Source organism: Texcoconibacillus texcoconensis (assembly GCF_014202575.1).
Taxonomy (GTDB): domain Bacteria; phylum Bacillota; class Bacilli; order Bacillales; family Salisediminibacteriaceae; genus Texcoconibacillus; species Texcoconibacillus texcoconensis.
Window position 1 is genome coordinate 61439 of record NZ_JACHHB010000002.1, and the last position, 18165, is coordinate 79603.

Below are 18165 nucleotides of genomic sequence, written 5' to 3' on the forward strand. Positions count from 1 at the left end.
TCAAAGGGTAGGTGCTACCTCGGTAGCACCTACCCTTCACTGTGATAAAGTTTATGTTATTATAAATGTACACCTTTTCATGAAACCTAGCGTCGAAATGGAGTGGCACAACATGAACGATCGCGTGATTTTGTCGAAAATTCAAGCACAGCTCTCATCATTCACGAGTGCAGAACGAAAAATTGCTGAGTACATCCTTGAACACGGAGATTTCGTCCCAACGATGACGACCAAACAATTGGCCGAACAGGCGAACGCCAGTGAAGCAAGCATCATCCGTTTTTGTAAAAGAATCGGACTCGATAGCTTCAGAATGTTAAAAGTGGCATTAGCGCAAGAACTCACCCACAGTGAAGCGACAATCAATAGTGCATCACTTTTGCAAACGCATGACACTCCACATAGTTTGTTTCAAAAAGTAACCTCGTTAAATCGCATGTCCCTCGATATGACGACAAAAACGTTAAGTCATCATGAATTCGAGCGTGCGATAGAAGTGATTATGAATGCATCCAAGGTCGGACTCTATGGTGTTGGGGGGTCTTTCCCTCCCGCCTTTGATGGTCATTATAAGTTGATGCGCCTTGGTTTTCATGCCGTCGCCTCTGCTGACTATCACTATATGATTCCATTTATCACGATGATGGATCAAACCGGCGTCGTAATTTGCTTCAGCACATCTGGACGCACAAAAGAAGTCATCCAGCTTGCATCTTATGCGAAAGAGAGAAACTTAACGGTCATTGCTATAACAACGCTCGACAATTCACCACTTTATAAACTCTCTGACATTGCCTTGTGCATTCCAGACATCGAACTGGAGCAACGTATCGGAAGTATCGCCTCTCGGACAAGCCAACTTAATATCATTGATGCATTATACGTGAGTATATTCCATGAAATTGGCGAAGACCTCGTCGAATCGTTTGTCGAGTCACGTAAAAAAACCGAAGAACGAAGAGAATAATGCTTAAGGAAAATAGAAGTGAACGACCAAGTTCACTTCTTTTCATTAAATTTTTTCACCTCAAATTTCTCGATAGTCCTTGAAGTCTATTTCCACAAACTGAAATTAAATTTCAATTATTATTTATTTTTAGTTGATTTTTTATTTCACCATGTCATATAATAAACAATGTAAGCGGATTCAATGTAACAACAAAGAAATGAGGAGTGCTCATGCTTAATAAGTTAGCAACTGAAGAACGAAATAACCGCACGACGCAATTAGATGAAATGACGACGATGGAGGTACTTCGGGTCATGAATGAAGAGGACAAAACAGTTCCCGAGGCGATCGCATACTCTCTGCCGTCGATTGAACCTCTCGTCCAAGAAGCGATCAATGCTGTTAGGAACGACGGACGCATCATCTACCTCGGCGCTGGAACGAGTGGCCGCCTTGGCGTTCTCGATGCTGCTGAATGTCCGCCAACATTTGGAACGGATCCATCCGTTGTTGTTGGGATCATTGCAGGCGGTGAGGATGCGTTTACTCAAGCAATTGAAGGTGCCGAAGATTCCACCGACGCAGGTAAAGAAGACATGGTATCGTTAAAACTCAATAAAAACGATGTCGTCATTGGCCTTGCTGCCAGTGGACGTACACCTTATGTTATTGGCGCTTTACAATATGCCCAGTCTATTGGAGGAAAAACGGGAAGCATCGCCTGTAACCCTAACTCTAAAATCAGCCAATACGCTGATTACCCAATTGAAATTCACACAGGTAGTGAAGTGTTAACAGGATCCACCCGTTTGAAAGCTGGTACCGCCCAAAAACTTGTGCTAAACATGATCTCAACCGCTGCGATGGTAGGAGTCGGAAAAGCATATCAAAACTTAATGGTCGACGTAAAACCAACGAACGAAAAACTCATCGCACGCTCAAAGCAAATGATTATCGAAGCAACTGGTGTCGATGAAAAGACGGCGGCCGACACGTTTGAAAAAGCCAATCAACACGTCAAAGCCGCGATCGTCATGATTCTAGCTGAGGTGAGTTATGAAGAGGCGATCAAGCGCTTAGACAAGGCAAATGGATTCGTCAAAGGCGCAATTTCATAAATTCTTATTAAAGTAAGGGGGTTACGAAAATGAAGAAAGAAGAAGCGATTATGCAAGGAATTTTGCCCCATTTAGGCGGAGCTGAAAACCTTTCATCCATCTCTCATTGTATGACACGCCTTCGCTTAACATTTAAAGATTACGAGAAAGTAGACATTGAGGCTTTGCGTAACGTTGAGAACGTCATGGGTGTCGTGGAAGACGAGACTTTGCAAATCATCGTTGGACCTGGCACATCTAATAAAGTAGCAACACATCTAGCAAAAGAAACTGGTCTTAAGATCGGAGAAGTAAAGGAAGACAATCACACTGCTGAAGATGTGAAATCGTCTATTAAAAAGAAAAATGATACACCGATCCGCAACTTTTTAAAGCGTATAGGTAATATTTTCATCCCACTTATTCCTGCACTTATTGCATCTGGTTTAATTAATGGAGCGGCCAACTTTGCGCAAAATGCAGGTGTCGACCCTGATGTAGCTTCTTGGCTCCAAATTTTACTCGTAATCGGCGGCGGTATCTTCACTTACCTTGGGATTCTCGTTGGTTGGAACACTGCAAAAGAATTTGGCGGGACCCCCGCATTAGGGGCGATTGCCGGGATTCTGATTATCAATCCTCAACTCGAAAGTATTACCCTTTTCGGTGAACAACTCGTCCCAGGTCAAGGTGGTTTGTTTGCCGTCATCTTAGCTGCTTGGGTTATGGCCATTTTTGAACAATTCGCTCGCAAATTCGTACCTAGTGCTTTAGATATTATTGTTACACCTTTTCTCAGTGTTTTAATCGTCGGTGTTGCAACAATTGTTGTCCTACAACCAATCGGCACCTTTGTTTCCGAAATTATTACAGCAGGAATCCATGGTGTTTTAGATGTCGGTGGTGCATTTGCAGGTGCTATTCTCGCCGGAACATTTTTACCGCTCGTAATGGTTGGTATGCACCACGGTTTAACACCTATTCACCTCGATTTCATTGACAGCATTGGTGCAACACCACTACTGGCAATTTTAGCTATGGCAGGTGGCGGTCAAGTTGGTGCTGCAATGGCAGTCTTTATGAAAACAAAAAATCAACGTTTGAAAAACACCGTTAAAGGTGCACTTCCTGTTGGATTTTTAGGAATTGGCGAACCATTATTGTACGGGGTTACCCTCCCACTCGGTCGTCCATTCATCACCGCTTGCCTCGGCGCAGCTGTCGGCGGTGCATTTCAAGCAATCATGTCCACTGCAGCGATCGGAATTGGCGTATCAGGCCTTTCACTCATCCCACTCATCGCTGATGGCCAATACTTTAGTTACTTCATTGGACTCATCTTGTCTTATGTATTTGGTTTCTTATTCACCTACTGGTTCGGCTACAAAGAAGAAATGGCCGAAAACTTGAAGTAAAGACGATCGTACCATCATTAATAGGCGGAAGCTGTATCGCAACCTAAGATACAGCTTCTTCCCGTAAACGGAGGTAATAAAATGAGAGGATTCTCTATCTACCTAAACCAACAACCAAAAGAAGACCAAGAAGCTTATATCAAAAAAATGACCACTCATGGCTTCACATCAATCTTCACATCATTACACATCCCCGAAGACGACCCTAGTTTGTACGTTGAAGCCTTGAAAAACCTAGGTCATATCGCAAGAATGCAAGAAGTTGAACTCATTGCAGATATCTCTCCTTCATCTTTATCCCACTTAGGGTTCTCGTTTGAAAACGCTGAAGGTTTATTAGATTGGGGGATTACGGGTCTCCGTGCAGATTACGGAATAGACATTAAAACGATTGCTAACTTATCACATAAAATGACGATCGCGTTAAACGCGAGCACACTAACCGAAGAAATGTTACAACAATTAGTCGACGTCGGACTCAATACTCAACAAACCGAAGCGTGGCACAATTTTTACCCCCGACCAGAAACCGGTATCGATGATGCAGATTTAGTCAATCAAAATCAATTATTTAAAAAATATGGACTAACAACGATGGCCTTTGTCGCTGGCGACCGACAAAAACGCGGTCCATTAGAAATGGGATTGCCAACTCTAGAAAAACACCGAGGTGCTTCCCCTTTTACAGCTGCTATGGAATTATGGCGGAACCTCGGCGTCGATAAAGTCTCGATTGGTGACCCTGATCTTTCGGAAAAAAATATCTATGCATTTGAGGCTTTAGACGATGGCATCGTGACGCTTTCATCGCAATGGGTCAAACAAGAAGACGATGAAACCGTCAGATCGCTTGTTCAACAAGTCCACCGCCAACGATTAGATCGAGCACGAGACGTTGTGCGATCGGAGACATCTCGTCATTATGCACAAAAAGGGGCTCTCATCATAGAACCAAACGTCTGCAAAGACCGACCACTCGGTACAATCACGATCGACAACAAACATTACGGCCGCTACCAAGGCGAGTTACAGATCACGAAACGAACCCTCCCGAAAAGCGCCGCCGTAAACACCGTAGGGCACATATCAGAAGAAGATTTACCGTTATTAAACCTCACCGCTCCCGGAGAACAATTCCAATTGAAATTTTACCAAACTAAAGGGTAGGTGCTACTTCGGTAGCACCTACCCTTTAGTTCGGTAAAGAAAACTCGTGATTTTCATCCATTTCTCTCGTTTTTCTTGGAAAATCTTCGTTTTCTCGTCCAAAATCCTCTTTTTTACACTCGATTTCGCTTTGCTGTTATACAGTGTCAAAGGGTAGGTGCTACCTCGGTAGCACCTACCCTTCACTCCAATAAAGCACCATGCTTTTCAGAAAAGCTTGTCCACTCTAAACCAACTACTCATAAAGCTCGAGTCTTTGAAACCGAATCAAGTTCATCATCAACTGGATTTTGCCATTTCGGATCTAGCACCTCATTCATGTCATGTGCCACTCGAGAAATACTATTTGGCGAAACGGAAAAGTGCTTTGCTAGTTTTTGTTGCGTTTCGTTTAACAAACCATCTTTACATACAGACTTGAACCACTCAACCATTGCAGCACTATAAACAGCTGCCTTCCTTACGCGTGGCGCTCTTTGTTCATAATATTTATGAAGCAAATCGATCATCACAGCAAGTTTTTCTTGGTCTTTTTTCGAGAATGATTCGATAAATGAAGCCAACATATTTGCACTTTCTGCATATGTATCAGTCGCCCAATCGTACTGATTTACCGCATTTTGGACTGACATCGCTTCTTTTTCGTTACTTTCACTAACCTCATCTCTTTCATCATCAAAACGTTCATCATCAATTAATACACCAAGGATGTCGAATAATTCTTGTTCGTAAAATGTCTCAACAGACTTATGCCCACTATTTTGATACATCTTTCCAATGCGAGCTTCAGGCCGATGGAGAAACGGGGTTACAATGGGTCTAGGAAGGGCAAGATAACCGTCTTTATATCCTAAAGCCAGTGTAAATAACGTATCGCCTTTGTGCACTGAAGGTAACTGATCGTTTAATGAATAAAGAGTTACACGCTCACCTGTTAACCAACGCTGAATGGAAAATGAGTCCCGCCCATATTCAACAACCGTGCCAAACACAACCGTTTGTTCTGTAGACATTTTCTCTAAAGCATCAATCGTTCTGACTCGCTTCGAGTGATTCTGCGCATCACGGATATAATTTTCCAAAAACGACGGATACTCGAAGATCGCGTACCATAAATTATACAAATGGATCTTTTCTTCTGACGATAGTGGGTATTCTTCTGACTTTCGCAACTTTCGTTCAAAAGCAGACAATTCATTATAATCTTTCATCAATAAATCCGAGACGCTCTCATTCATTCGATAAATAAATTTCTTCAATTCTTGTCTTACGAGTTTTTCAATCGATACCATTTCTCCGCTCAAACAACATTTTTTATACTTCTTTTGACTCCCACAAGGGCAAAGCTCATTTCTCCCTACTGACATAGCGACCTCCTATTTGTATTCTTGATTTTTTAACATTATACATCCCGTTTGCCCTATCGTAAAAATCCCCTAATAATTTACATATTCGAACAAGTTTTTTCGACCTTTTTAAGTATTTTTCATCGTATATGCTCGTTGTAAACCCAACTTTTTATTATAATTCGTCGTTCTCGAGTTTTTCAATAAAAATAGCGTCGACTTTTTTATATTTTTCTCGCTCTCACATAAGTCCTTTCTTCCACCAATGAAGATGTTTGCATTTCTTTCACACATTTCCCTTTATTTTTCATCCTCCATATAATGCTACATCAACAAATGAAAGCGATAAAAATGTTGCCGTTTTCATCACAATTCGTTAAAATAGAAACTGTCAACAAGAATGCGAAAACGTTTGCGCAATTTTCCGTTCATTATCTCACTATTAACAAATAAGAAAGGGAAGCTCGAGATGAAATAACATGATATATATACTTCCTGTTTTCTTATTTAGATCCACAAAAAATTCAGAAAAGATTGTCGTCTTATTTTATGTCAGCTGTTTGACTAAAGATTACTTAAGGATATATTCACAGACTGACTATCCCGTGCAAACGATTGCTTTGTAATGAAGGACATTGCTTGGTTCGGTGATCCTCGATCACTTTCTTACACAGTATTTTGGCTATTGCAATTGGGAACAGCGACGAGTAACGTGCAGGAGTGCTTGTGCTTGCATCCTTACTTGCCTTTATTCTCATTTCCGCTGAATTACAGGTGCAATTTTCGGTGTTATGTGAAATGGATTTATGCCTAAGAAAAATCAAATCACTTCGTCGAGAGGCAAAACTGATAGCACCCCTCCGAGTTTATCAAAAAACAACAAATGTTACGAAAACAGCCTATTAGAAAAATAATCCTTGTCATTTCAGACCATTGAGTATTGAAATCGAATTCAATATTTGATGGTGACTACTACAAAGAGGTGAATAATATGGAAAAAGTTTGGTGGAAAGAAGCTGTTGGTTATCAAATTTACCCGCGCAGTTTTCAAGATTCTAATGGCGATGGAATCGGTGACTTACGTGGGGTCATTGACCGCCTTGACTACTTAGAAGACTTAGGCATAGATTTTGTCTGGATATGCCCAATGTATAAATCTCCATTGGACGATAATGGTTATGATATTTCCGACTATCAAGATATCCTTGAAGATTTCGGGACGATGGAAGATTTTGATGAACTATTAGACAAAATGCACCAACGCGGTATGAGACTGATCATCGACCTTGTATTAAACCATACGAGTGATGAACATCCATGGTTTATCGAATCACGATCCTCAAAGGACAACCCAAAACGTGACTGGTACATTTGGCGCGATGGCAAAAACGGCGCAGAACCGAATAACTGGGAGAGCATCTTCGGTGGATCTGCGTGGGAATATGACGAAAAAACCGATCAATATTTTCTGCACGTTTTCTCTCGACGTCAGCCTGATTTAAATTGGGAAAACGCTGATGTCCGTCACGCATTGTATGATATGGTCAACTGGTGGCTCGAAAAAGGCGTTGACGGTTTCCGTATCGATGCAATTAGCCACATAAAAAAACGTCCAGGTTTTCCTGACATGCCGAACCCAAAAGGAAAAAAATACGTTTCTTCCTTTGACATGCACATGAACCAAGAAGGGATTCACGAATGGCTCCAAGAGTTTAAAGATGAGACTTATTCCAACTACCCAGAGGCCATGACCGTCGGTGAAGCGAACGGTGTGAGCGTGTATGAAGCACACCTTTGGGCAGGTGAACAAGGGAAGATGGATATGATCTTTCAATTCGAGCATCTAGATTTGTGGGATTATGAAGCGACATCAAAACTCGATGTTGTCGCACTAAAGAAAGCATTAACACGCTGGCAAAAGGCACTTGAACAAGATGGATGGAACGCGTTATTTATTGAAAATCACGACAAAGCACGTTCTGTTTCCACTTGGGGAAATGACCAAAAATACTGGAGAGAATCAGCAACAGCCCTCGCTGCGATGTATTTCTTAATGAGAGGTACCCCTTTCATTTACCAAGGCCAAGAAATTGGCATGACAAACAGCTACTTTTCATCTATTGAAGACTACCGTGACGTAGCTGCCCTAAACCTTTACAAAGAGAAAAAGGAAGAAGGCGCTTCCGAAGAGGAGATCATGAACAACCTTGGCTTCACATCACGCGATAACAGCCGTACACCAATGCAATGGTCCGACGAAGAAAACGGCGGATTTACAAATGATACACCGTGGATCAACGTCAACCCTAATTACAAGAAAGTCAATGTAAAACAACAACTTGATGACCCTAATTCAATCCTACAATTTTATAAGCAGTTAATCCAATTAAAAAAAGAACACGACATCTTTACGTACGGAAGCTACGATCTCCTGATGCCTAATGATAAGCAAATTTTCGCTTACAAACGAACGTTAAATAATCAAGTAGCCATCGTCATCTCTAACCTTACAGATAAAGAAGCGACTTGGATAGAAGAATCCACACCTCTATCAAGTGAAGACATCATTTTAACAAACATGGATATCACAAACCATAAGCAAATAACAACATTCACATTACGTCCGTACGAAACAAGGGTCTACTTACAATAACATTTACAATTCAAATCAATCTTGAACACCTTCTTTATCACAAAACGCTAGAATTTTTTTCAAATGAGTCTTTTTTCCCTTATTTTTAACGTGTAAAAGTGGTAATTTTATTGTTAGTGTTCGGTTACGGTTTACGGTCAAGTAACCCTTCACGAATATTTTTACATATCAAAAGGGGGATATTGAAATGAAAAAATTATTTTCATCTGTCATTTTCGGTTCCATGCTTGTACTCGCAGCTTGCGGAGGAGAAGAACCTGCTGAAGAAGAAAACGGTGCCGACAACGATGAAGCTGTTGCTGAAGAAGAAGAAGCAGAAAACAGTGAAGAAGAGGCTGCTGCTTCTGAAATCGATATCGTAGCAACAGACTGGGACTTCGATCAAGAAACATACACTGTTGAAGAAGGCGAAGTAACTGTTAACCTCATCAACGAAGAAGGCCACCACGGTATTGTTATTGAAGGAACTGACATCGACATCGAAGGTGATGGCTCACAAACAGCTGAACTTGAAGCTGGTGAATACGAAATCGTTTGTAGCATTCCATGTGGTGAAGGTCACGACGACATGGTATCAACACTCGTTGTTGAATAATATATAACTTTAAAAAGATCGGCTTGTTTACACAAGCTGATCTTTTTTGTTTTAAGAGGGACCATTCTCTTTCATTTCTGAAATAGGATGGTCCCTCTATCGTGTGTATGCAAACGATCGTTTCGGACAAACTAACTTTTAGCTAAATCATTGCGCGTTTCGTTTAAATATCGAATGAAACCATTGGATTAACGATACGAAAGGAGAAACCATCATGAAAGGAACAACTGTTTTTTATACTTCTGTTGTCATCCTCGCTTTCCTTGTGGTTATTGGGGTGATTGCACCAGATACTGTCGAACAAATAACAACAGATATGCAAGCGTTTATATCGACATCTTTTGGATGGTACTATCTTATTTTGGTCACAATTATTACAATCGTTTGTTTGTTATTACTTATTAGCCCAGTCGGTCGGATCCGTCTAGGCGGGCAAGATGACCGCCCAGAATTTTCTCGCCCAACTTGGATTTCCATGCTCTTTAGTGCGGGTATGGGTATCGGTCTCGTCTTTTGGGGAACAGCTGAGCCGATTAGTCACTATGCTGTTAGCTCACCAACAGGGCAAGAGGGAACAGAACAAGGAATTACAGATGCAATGCGCTTTACGTTTTTCCACTGGGGAATCCATGCATGGGCTATATACGGTATTATCGGACTCGTGCTTGCCTATTTCACTTTCCGACACGGAGAACGAGGATTAATCAGTGTAACATTAAAACCACTGCTTGGAGATAGAATGGACGGCCCGCTCGGTAATATCGTCGATATACTTTCCGTGCTTGCAACAGTCGTTGGTGTCGCAACCACACTTGGTTTTGGTGCTGTACAAATTAATGGTGGTTTATCATTTTTATTTGATATCCCTGTCAATATTTTTATTCAGTTTCTTATTATAACTATTGTCACTGTCTTATTTATGATTTCAGCGTGGACAGGACTCAGTAAAGGGATCAAAATTTTAAGTAACACTAACATGTTTCTCGCAGGTATTCTACTGATCATTTTGTTCACTGTCGGTCCTACAGTGTTTATTTTAGATATCTTCACTCATTCAATTGGAACTTACATCCATAACCTACCTGCAATGAGCTTTCGCTTAGCACCGTTTGATGAAGATATTAGAGGCTGGATCGATAGCTGGACGATCTTCTACTGGGCTTGGTGGATCGCATGGTCACCGTTTGTCGGGATTTTCATTGCACGAGTGTCTAAAGGTCGATCGATTCGAGAGTTTGTTTTTGCTGTGTTATTTGTTCCTTCCATCGTTGGGTTCTTTTGGTTCTCAACATTTGGTGGTACGGCGATTATGACTGAACACAAAGGAATTGCTGAAATTTCCACTTTAGCGGCTGAAGAATCGTTATTCGGAGTATTTGCCCAATTTCCACTTGGATTTTTAGCATCGATCGTTGCCTTAATCCTTATCGGAACTTTCTTTATTACGTCTGCCGACTCTGGGACGTTCGTTTTAGGCATGATGACAACTAATGGATCGCAATCACCTGGAAAAAGTATTAAATTAACTTGGGGCGTCATGTTATCAGCAACATCATTAGTGCTCCTATACTCAGGTGGCTTACAAGCGCTAGAAAATACGATGATTGTCGCAGCCTTACCCTTTTCCATCATAATGGCTTTAATGACTTTAAGTTTCCTTAAAGCTTTATCTACAGATGCAAAGACACTTGGTATTGGGCGGATTAAAAAGAAGAAACCGAAAAAAGCATATCGCTAGAACCTTTCATGAAACAAAAAACGCTGTGCCAAATATCAGGGAAATCACCTGTTGGCACAGCACTTTTACGTTTATGTTTTAAATCGATTCATCATAGATGCTAATTGTTCACTTGACTCTTTTAATTCTTCAGCTGATGTCGTAATTGATTGCATAGCCTTTGTCTGTTCTTCTGTTGATGCGCTTACTTCTTCGCTCGCTGCCGAACTTTCTTGTGCCACTGACGAAATGTTTTGAATCGCTCCAACAACTTTTTCTTTGTATTCATTCATTTCGCTTATACGATCTGTCATATCTGTCATCGCTACTGTTATTCCATCAATAGTGTTAAAAATTGTTTTGAATACACTTTCTGTATCTTCAACAACTTGGTTTTGTTCACCAGAAATTTCACTTGTTATTTTCATTTCTCGAACGGCTTGTTCCGATTCAGCTTCGATCCCTTTCAATGTTTCCTTGACATGGTCGGTTGCTCGTGACGTTTCTTCCGCTAACTTTCGCACTTCATCAGCAACTACAGCAAAACCTTTCCCGTGTTCACCGGCTCGCGCTGCTTCAATAGATGCATTCAATGCTAATAAGTTCGTCTGTTCAGAAATACCTGTAATTGTAGTAATAATACTTTCTATTTCTTTAACTTTATGAGATAAACCTTGGATCACTTGTTGAACAGATGCAATCACCGAGTCGGCATGCGTAGAATGATTTCTCAATAATTCAATTTGCTCTATACCATGTTGATTTTGCACCTTCGCTTCACGAGCGTTTCCATTAATACGATTCGCTTGCTCTAGTAAACGCTCAATCTGTTCAGATAAAGTGACCGTTTGTTGATTTGTTTCCTCTGCGTATGATGCAGAATGACTTGCACCATCGGCAATTTCATCAACAGCTCGACTTACTTCCTCACTTGAAGCTGTCGTTTCATCCACGACAGCACTTAAATTTTCCGACGACTGTGATACTGTATTTACTGAACGTTGTACGGCCTCGATAAGTTGACGCATGTTTTCAGTCATATCATTAAAATTCTTCGTTAATTGCCCAATTTCATCATTCGATTCATTCACAATACGAACGGACAAATCACCATCTGCCACTTTATTCACTTCTTCATTCAACTTAACAATCGGGCGAATTAACCTCCTCGAAAGAAGGATGCCAATTACTACAAGGAGCGCCACAATTCCTCCGCTCACAACAATGATCTGAGACAATAATCCATTGAGAGGCGCATACGCTTCATCTTCTGGAACAACTAATCCAATCGTCCATCCCGTTCTAGGAACTTCCTGATAAAATACCTCTGCGTCTCCATCATCTAAAGAAGCAACGATCGTTCCATACTCGTTATGTAGAAGGTCTTCACTCCACTCGCTCAATTGGTGATCTTCAGCGATATTTTTTTGCATAACTTTCTCACCATCAGGGTGCGAGATGAACTCACCATCTTCACCGACCATAAATGCCCAACCTTGGTCAACTGTTTCAATGTCGCTGATGAGATGTTGAATGTTTGTAATATCTATATCTGCTGTGACAACGCCACCGAACTGACCATTTTCATCCTTAAATGGAATCGATGTCGTCACCATCGTAATATCTAACGTTTCATCATAATAAGGTTCCGTCCATGCAACATCAGAGGATTCCTCACCGACCTGATACCAGTCGTGACTTGGAAAATCATAATCTGATGTCTCATATTCATCTGTCAACAAAACCTCCCCATCTTCTTCATAGGCATAAGGACCAAAATATTCCACATCTTCAGCAAAAGTATAAGGCTCAAACCACACGCCCGTGCCAAACGTATCCTCATTTAGTTCAACAGATCGTTTTAATGTCTCCGTATAGTCCTCTGCTGTTAACGCATTTCCACGTGCCTCAACCATTGCAGCGATTGACTCACCTATTCTCTGATGGGCTAGGAATTGAGCGTCGATATCATTGATCACTTCAGCATTGATATGACCCATCTTTTCTGATATTTGTGTCTCCAACTCCGCCTTCGAAAATGAATAACTAAAAAAAGATAATAAAATAAGTGCAACTAATGCCATCGGAATAAAACTCATAATCTTCCATTGAATACTACGGTTCTTAAACATGTTCGAAACCCCTTTGAACCTTCTCAAGAATTTAAGTTTGTTAAATATATTTTTAACAAACTTAAATTCTATTTAAACATAAAAGGAGATTTCGGTCAAAATCGAAAGAGGGACAGTCCCGCTTTACCGAAGTAAAGCGGGACTGTCCCTCAAGAGTGCTTTAGCACTTCAAAGTGATTTTTCCAAACTGTTGGCCTTTTTCCATATATTCGTGTGCTTCACGAATTTGATCAAGAGAAAATGACGTATCGATCACAGGGTGAATCTCATGTTTTTCGTAAAACGAAAGCATTGCAGCAAATTCTTCAGGCGTTCCCATCGAAGTTCCTTTAATGTCTAGTTGCTTTAAAAACACTAATGGCATCATCAAATTGTTCACAGGACCTGCTGTTGCACCGAAAGTGACAATCCGACTCCCTGAGTTAGCTAGATTCACCAACTCATTAAATACGTCGCCCCCGATCGTATCAACGATCAAGTCCGCTCCGCCGGTCATCTTCTTCAATTGCTTGCGCCAATCCTCTTCCGTACGATAATTGACACCGTCAACGGCACCGAGCTGCTTCGCCTTTTCAATCTTTGCATCATCGCTTGAGGTTACATACACATTCGCCCCTGCTGCTGTTGCCATTTGCAAAAGGAACGTCGCGACACCTCCGCCGATACCAGGAATGACAACCGTTTCTCCCGCTTGCAACTCACCACGGGTAAACAACGCTCGATAAGCCGTCGTACCACCTAATGGTAACGCCGCAGCTTCATCCCATTCTAAATATGCAGGCTTGGAAGTCACATTTTCTGCTGGTACGCGAACATATTCCGCATGCGTTCCGTCAACAGGCACCCCTAAAATGGAAAAGTCAGGCCCGAAAACGCGTGGGTTGTCTCCCCAATTCAAGGCTGGATTGATGACAACTTCATGACCAACTTCAACATTTGAAACACCTTCTCCAACTTCCACAACTTCACCAGCACCGTCTGCACCAGGAATCGCTGGGAATTTCACACCTGGGTATTGTCCTTTACGAACGAACACATCGCGTCTGTTCATCGCTGCCACATTGACACGCACGAGTACTTCTCCTGCTCGTACTTCTGGTTTAGCAACCTCATCAACAACCAACTGCTCTAGGCCACCCTTTTCATAAATCTTAACTGCCTTCATTATGTAAACACCTCTTTCTCTAGAATAATATAAACGAAAATGTAACCGAAAAAGATTCTCTTTAACATTCTAACATTCCATCACCTAAATCATGGAAAGTTTTTTTCAGACAGAAAAACTTCATTTCTTTCTTAAAAAATAAAACCTCGACAAATGCCGAGGTCATGTCAGTTATCCGCTGTAAAATGCGCGAAAGAGCAAATATATAAGCAGAAATACGACAAGAATCGGTAGTAATGCTGCGACAAATTGCAACGCAAATACGATGAGAAACAATGCGAGGACGATGAAGAGAAATTGTTTCATTTCAAAACGCCCCCTTCCCTTACTAGTATGTCTATGTGACATACTTACACCGCGTTCGGACGTGTGCGGAAGGGAAGGGACATCATGTACAATTCACTTAATCTAAAATTCCTTCTAAACTCGCACCCTTTTTAAAGAAACGTTCGATGTTTTTCTCTACGTCACTGTCTGGTGTAAGCGTCGGCGCGTGATGCGGTTTCGTACGCGCATCAATAATCACGTTGTCACAACTCCAATGTTTAAATTCATAGTAACTATTGATACCGTAAATATCATGAGAAGGGTTACTTCTTGTAAAAGTCGCCCATAAAAAGTTACTAAGTGTCTCACTCATGAATGTACTGTCATCACATAAGATAATCATTGGACAGTTCTCAAGCTCGCCTTTTTCCTTAACCGCAGCTTCAAAATCTGCCAGTTGCTTTTGCGCCTCTTCATAACTTGCAAAAGCTGGACCCTGTACCGCAACCACACCTGGCATCACCATCCGCGGATTCGTGAAATCACGCAAGCCTTGCAACGGTTCGGGCACCTCCTTACATAAATCACGCTTTTTATCGCCATAAGCCGCAAAGATCACCTTACTCCCTTTATTCAAGCCTGTGCCCGTGTAATCAAGCGTATCAATCGTCGTCTTCGTTTGGAAGTGAATGTCGCGTCTGAGATCAATACGTTCTAATATATAAGTTAAGAAATCAATTTCATCACGTGAGTCCAGTTCTCGTTCCTTTTCTGCGGTAATAAATAAATACTTGGCAAGACTCAACTGGCCTGTCCCCAACACACGGTTGGCAATTGTGAGTAGCTCTAGAGGCTCCTGTACGTCTTCATAAGGCGTGTACCGCTCGCTACCAATCGCAAACAGGAGTGGGTGAACGCCTGCAGCGTCAACGGCATGAACTTGTTTGACGCCTGGGATCTCCCCTTTAATCGCTTCCCCTGTTAATTCGTGAATCAAGTCGCCAAACGCGGTATCCTCTTGTGGTGGACGTCCGACAACGGTAAACGGCCAAATCGCGTTTTCCTTGGCGTACACTTTATTAATTTTCATTAACGGGAACTCATGCACTAAACTGTAATAACCTAAATGGTCACCAAACGGGCCTTCTGGCTTCGTCTCTCCTGGATGAACTTCACCTGTAATGACAAAATCAGCATCATGACTAATGGCATGACCCTCTTCATCATAACTATACAGAACACGACGACCTGAAAGCATACCAGCAAACGTCATTTCACTTATACCATCAGGAAGTGGCATCACCGCTGCCAACGTATGCGCTGGTGGGCCACCGATGAATATACTCACTTTTAACGGTTGACCGAGTTCGTTTGCTTTTTGTTGGTGAATGCCAATGCCACGTTGGATTTGATAATGGAGGCCAATTTCTTTATCACTCTCATAATCATTTCCACTCATCTGCGCACGGTACATCCCTAAGTTGGAGTTCATGATTCCTGGATTTTCAGGATCTTCTGTATAAACTTGTGGTAACGTAACAAAAGCGCCACCATCACCTGGCCAATGGTGAATTTGCGGAAGATCAGAAATATTAACTTCTTGTGCGGTGACAGGCCCGCCTTTCGCCTTTTTCTTCGGAAGGGCTTTATATGCAGCCATCCCTGCACCAACATTTTTAAAAGGATGCTTTAATGCACTCATCGGGTCGTCACGCAAAGTGATAACATTTTGCGTTTCTTCGATCGTATCGCGAAACATAAATTTACTTCTGTCGAGCGTGCCGAATAAATTAGACACGGCGCGGAATTTCGAGCCTTTGACATTTTCAAATAACAAGGCTGGTCCCCCAGCCTCGTATACTTTCAAGTGTATCGCAGCCATCTCGAGGTACGGGTCAACTTCTTCTTTGATGCGAACCAAATGACCGTTCTTTTCTAAATCAAGGATACATTCTTCTAAGTTACGGTACATATATCACTAACTCCTATTTTTATAGTTTCGTGAAATGCTTGTCGTTTTCTATACTATTTATATTATCATTTTTACCTAGCAGCGACCAAGTTTAGCGAAAGACGTCGAAAAATAGTCACTTTTCGGTGAGAGGATAGCTTGTTTCAAGGAAGATCATAACAAAAAAAGAACCCCGCAAGGTTCTCTTAGCACCTCTTTTCCCTTAACTAAAAACAGAGATCACGATATTAAACTAGCAATCATCAAGCCTCAAGTTCTCAAAAATTGATGATGGTACTGTCAATTTCCCTTGGTATAGCCCTTCATGCAGGATTTCGTCAATCCCATTTTCTATATAATAAGCTGTCAAAAAAGAACCTTCTGCATCTTCACTACTGACGATTTCAAGCGGTCCTGTCGCATTAAAACGTTCACCATCTTCACTTTCTAGTTCAAGCACAGCACCATGTATACATAAATCATTCGTCTTTGAATTATCATCGATCCAGTACAAGCCGTTTTCATTGATCCAAGGATTCACGTACGTCGTGTTCATCACCTCGTACTGTTTTCGATCTTGATCTTTTAATACAGGCAACACTTCCGCCTCCAACCAATTCTCACGCATATTTTGAACATCTTCAGCGTGTTGTACGTCCACAAAGCCCATATACCCTTGCATAAGTGCAGTAAACGGAAAAGATGAAACGATCAAAAAAGGGACTGCAAGAAGGAGCGCTTTCCTTCTCATTGAAGGCGATCTAAGTGATAAGAAAATCATAAACACCGCACTCATAAACAGAACGAGAAAAAGCACCGCCATCGACAATTGCGCACCAAAACTGAACCTAACAAACTCAAAAACTTGAAAACTCGGTTCAGGAAATGAGATTTCTTCTATTTCGCTCAAACGATCACAACCTTTGCTTATGTCTACTCCTCTTTCTCAAATTCTATTTTTAACTGACCTGCCAATTGCTCGTTTTCTTGTAACCATTGCTTCATTCTCTGATCTCCCTCTTTAAACACATTGAATTCCTCTGTTGTTAAAACCCTTTCTCCAAATTCCGTCCGTTCAGGGTTAGGGCTGTAGTCGTTCACCCTGAAAGAGTGACTCACATTCGATGTGGCATGCAACGTCACAGGCTCAGTATCCGATGCAATATTGTAAATCCGATAGACTTCCAACCTTTCTTCGGCCCAACCTATTAATAGAAATTGACCATTCCCTTTCACCACTTTGTATACATTCTCGTTGTCATCTTCAATCCACATGTTTAGGTGAGGTGTAAGTTGTTCTTCTAACCATTGATGCGTTTGATACATCTCTTCCTTTTCACGCCAATCTATATTTACAAGCTCATCTTTTTCATGTTGCAGCCCACAAACATCACATTGATATTTATAAGGAAAGACGAACGGGATAAAAGCCAATAATAAATTGTACGGAAAAGGAATGATAAAAATAAGAAATACACATAAAACAATTCGCACAACCATCGAACTTTCCTCAACTAATTTATCACTGTTACAAGACGGACAAATTTGCAAACCTACACCTCCTCTAAATAAGGGAAAACTCCCTTTCTAACATACATTTTTACTAACTTCCATTTTGCTGGATGATCGTTTTTTGGAGAATAGGTCTTTAGTCATCATTCGTTCACGGAAGGTCGATTTTCGTTCGCAAACAGTCAGGTTTCGTTCATAA

The 18165-nt window shown here is 41.4% G+C and carries 14 protein-coding genes; 7 read left to right on the forward strand and 7 right to left on the reverse strand.

Features of this window, described 5'->3' with window-relative positions; genetic code table 11:
- Nucleotides 1-112: 112 nt before the first annotated feature.
- The 4 genes from HNQ41_RS02415 to HNQ41_RS02430 all read left to right on the forward strand — a co-directional run bounded on the left by HNQ41_RS02415 (nt 113) and on the right by HNQ41_RS02430 (nt 4628).
- Nucleotides 113-967 carry a MurR/RpiR family transcriptional regulator gene (locus tag HNQ41_RS02415; RefSeq protein ID WP_184662835.1) on the forward strand — a complete coding sequence of 285 codons (855 nt, stop codon included), beginning with the start codon at nt 113-115 and terminating at the stop codon, nt 965-967.
- A 212-nt stretch (nt 968-1179) separates the two neighbouring features.
- Nucleotides 1180-2067, forward strand: coding sequence for an N-acetylmuramic acid 6-phosphate etherase (murQ, locus tag HNQ41_RS02420; RefSeq protein WP_184662836.1), 888 nt, complete (start codon nt 1180-1182; stop codon nt 2065-2067).
- A 29-nt stretch (nt 2068-2096) separates the two neighbouring features.
- Nucleotides 2097-3461, forward strand: coding sequence for a PTS transporter subunit EIIC (locus HNQ41_RS02425; protein WP_184662837.1), 1365 nt, complete (start codon nt 2097-2099; stop codon nt 3459-3461).
- Between the two features lie 81 nt (nt 3462-3542).
- Nucleotides 3543-4628 (forward strand): DUF871 domain-containing protein, encoded by a 1086-nt coding sequence (locus HNQ41_RS02430; RefSeq protein WP_184662838.1) that lies wholly within the window; start codon nt 3543-3545, stop codon nt 4626-4628.
- Between the two features lie 239 nt (nt 4629-4867).
- Here HNQ41_RS02430 and HNQ41_RS02435 read toward each other — a convergent pair whose 3' ends face one another.
- Nucleotides 4868-5995, reverse strand: a complete 1128-nt coding sequence (locus HNQ41_RS02435; RefSeq protein WP_184662839.1) for an SEC-C domain-containing protein — start codon at nt 5993-5995, stop codon at nt 4868-4870.
- A 970-nt stretch (nt 5996-6965) separates the two neighbouring features.
- Between HNQ41_RS02435 and HNQ41_RS02440 the strand changes: the two genes are divergently transcribed.
- From HNQ41_RS02440 to HNQ41_RS02450, 3 genes are all read left to right on the forward strand, one after another.
- Complete coding sequence (locus HNQ41_RS02440) at nt 6966-8627, forward strand: glycoside hydrolase family 13 protein (RefSeq protein WP_184662840.1); 1662 nt, start codon at nt 6966-6968, stop codon at nt 8625-8627.
- A 187-nt stretch (nt 8628-8814) separates the two neighbouring features.
- A complete protein-coding gene (locus HNQ41_RS02445) occupies nt 8815-9222 on the forward strand; it encodes a cupredoxin domain-containing protein (protein WP_184662841.1) in 408 nt (135 codons plus the stop codon).
- A gap of 211 nt (nt 9223-9433) precedes the next feature.
- Nucleotides 9434-10960 carry a glycine betaine uptake BCCT transporter gene (locus HNQ41_RS02450; RefSeq protein ID WP_425506950.1) on the forward strand — a complete coding sequence of 509 codons (1527 nt, stop codon included), beginning with the start codon at nt 9434-9436 and terminating at the stop codon, nt 10958-10960.
- 71 nt (nt 10961-11031) lie between these two features.
- Here the strand turns inward: HNQ41_RS02450 and HNQ41_RS02455 are convergent, their stop codons facing one another.
- The 6 genes from HNQ41_RS02455 to HNQ41_RS02475 form a co-directional block, all read right to left on the reverse strand.
- Nucleotides 11032-13071, reverse strand: coding sequence for a methyl-accepting chemotaxis protein (locus HNQ41_RS02455; RefSeq protein WP_184662843.1), 2040 nt, complete (start codon nt 13069-13071; stop codon nt 11032-11034).
- A 160-nt stretch (nt 13072-13231) separates the two neighbouring features.
- Complete coding sequence (locus HNQ41_RS02460; protein WP_184662844.1) at nt 13232-14236, reverse strand: zinc-binding dehydrogenase; 1005 nt, start codon at nt 14234-14236, stop codon at nt 13232-13234.
- A gap of 171 nt (nt 14237-14407) precedes the next feature.
- Nucleotides 14408-14542 (reverse strand): hypothetical protein, encoded by a 135-nt coding sequence (locus tag HNQ41_RS16735; RefSeq protein WP_281393956.1) that lies wholly within the window; start codon nt 14540-14542, stop codon nt 14408-14410.
- A 97-nt stretch (nt 14543-14639) separates the two neighbouring features.
- The gene (locus HNQ41_RS02465; RefSeq protein ID WP_184662845.1) at nt 14640-16475 is read right to left on the reverse strand and encodes a UbiD family decarboxylase; all 1836 of its coding nucleotides are present in this window, start codon (nt 16473-16475) and stop codon (nt 14640-14642) included.
- A 232-nt stretch (nt 16476-16707) separates the two neighbouring features.
- Complete coding sequence (locus HNQ41_RS02470; RefSeq protein ID WP_184662846.1) at nt 16708-17364, reverse strand: hypothetical protein; 657 nt, start codon at nt 17362-17364, stop codon at nt 16708-16710.
- A gap of 23 nt (nt 17365-17387) precedes the next feature.
- On the reverse strand, nt 17388-18005 hold the full coding sequence (locus HNQ41_RS02475; protein WP_184662847.1) for a hypothetical protein: 618 nt from the start codon (nt 18003-18005) through the stop codon (nt 17388-17390).
- Nucleotides 18006-18165 lie beyond the last annotated feature (160 nt).

Coding starts and splice junctions, on each gene's coding strand:
- HNQ41_RS16735 (WP_281393956.1), bottom strand. CDS start 14,542: ATGAAACAATTTCTCTTCATCGTCCTCGCATTGTTTCTCATCGTATTT.
- HNQ41_RS02455 (WP_184662843.1), bottom strand. CDS start 13,071: ATGTTTAAGAACCGTAGTATTCAATGGAAGATTATGAGTTTTATTCCG.
- murQ (WP_184662836.1), top strand. CDS start 1,180: ATGCTTAATAAGTTAGCAACTGAAGAACGAAATAACCGCACGACGCAA.
- HNQ41_RS02445 (WP_184662841.1), top strand. CDS start 8,815: ATGAAAAAATTATTTTCATCTGTCATTTTCGGTTCCATGCTTGTACTC.
- HNQ41_RS02415 (WP_184662835.1), top strand. CDS start 113: ATGAACGATCGCGTGATTTTGTCGAAAATTCAAGCACAGCTCTCATCA.
- HNQ41_RS02430 (WP_184662838.1), top strand. CDS start 3,543: ATGAGAGGATTCTCTATCTACCTAAACCAACAACCAAAAGAAGACCAA.
- HNQ41_RS02425 (WP_184662837.1), top strand. CDS start 2,097: ATGAAGAAAGAAGAAGCGATTATGCAAGGAATTTTGCCCCATTTAGGC.
- HNQ41_RS02460 (WP_184662844.1), bottom strand. CDS start 14,236: ATGAAGGCAGTTAAGATTTATGAAAAGGGTGGCCTAGAGCAGTTGGTT.
- HNQ41_RS02435 (WP_184662839.1), bottom strand. CDS start 5,995: ATGTCAGTAGGGAGAAATGAGCTTTGCCCTTGTGGGAGTCAAAAGAAG.
- HNQ41_RS02440 (WP_184662840.1), top strand. CDS start 6,966: ATGGAAAAAGTTTGGTGGAAAGAAGCTGTTGGTTATCAAATTTACCCG.
- HNQ41_RS02465 (WP_184662845.1), bottom strand. CDS start 16,475: ATGTACCGTAACTTAGAAGAATGTATCCTTGATTTAGAAAAGAACGGT.